The organism is Vibrio sp. Vb1574 (genome assembly GCF_033338675.1).
In genome coordinates, this window is the sequence record NZ_JAWOTC010000452.1 from 1 (window position 1) to 1,051 (window position 1,051).

At 48.5% G+C, this 1,051-nt stretch carries 1 protein-coding gene; it reads left to right on the forward strand.

From position 1 onward, the window contains the following. The coding region (locus tag R7O12_RS26815) for a pre-peptidase C-terminal domain-containing protein (protein WP_318127106.1) at window positions 1-824 on the forward strand (824 nt) is incomplete at its 5' end. Window positions 825-1,051: the final 227 nt, after the last annotated feature.

Here is a 1,051-nt window from a genome sequence, read left to right on the forward strand (position 1 = left end):
TCAGTGGTATGGATGTTCATTACTCTAGTGGTGTGTTTAACAAGGCGTTTTATCTGTTAGCCGTCGATTATGGTTGGGGCACTGAAAATACCTTCAAGGCATTTGCCCACGCGAACCAAAACTATTGGACACCAAGCGCGACGTTTGATTCAGCTGCCGCTGGCGTATTGGCGGCGGCGCAAGACTTAAGCTTACCTGCGAGTGATGTGACGGCGGCTTTTGCCCAAGTTGGCGTGTCGACGGATGGTGGTGTCGTTGAACCACCTTCAAGCGCTTGTGATGCTGTTTCGTTGAGTAATGGGACATCAAGCAATATCGAATCTGCTTCGACAGGGCAGTGGCACTGCTTCACTATTGATGTGCCAGCAAACGGCTCAGACTTAACCATCACGACCGCAGGTTCAAATGGGGATGCCGACCTCTACGTTAAGTTGGGCAGTGCGCCAAGTTTGTCAAACTACGATTGTCGCTCTATCAGCTCGAATAGTAACGAAGTGTGCAGTTTTGCTACGCCAAGTGAAGGGACGTGGCATATTGGGGTTTACGCGTATAGCGGTATCAGTAACGTGAGTGTAACCGCGAGTTATACAGAACAAGAAGCCCCACCACCTTCTGGCGGAGTGACAACACAATCCATCAACAATGGCAAAACGTGGACGGCGATTGTCACGGGCTCAGGATTGCTTGGTGGCGTGTGGAACAACAACCCTAGTGATTCATGTGGCAATGATAGCGAGTGTAGCAAATCGGGTATTGATAAAAAAACTGGTTCGGTAAGCTTCACGCTGAGTGATGGGCAAACTTTTGTCATTCTCAAACCATAGCGACAAAGCATATTTCCTAAGGCTCTGAAATTCTCAGAGCCTTATTTTTCTCTTACGAATTTTTGATTATACTCGAGGGCCACACAGAAGTGAGGACGACCTCACCGCTCTATCTTTTCTCGGGGACGACCCCAATCTCGTTGGGAAATATGACATGGCTTGGGGAATTCTCTTCATTGCGGGCTTGTGTGAAATCGCATGGGCTGTCGGTCTTAAATATTCACAAG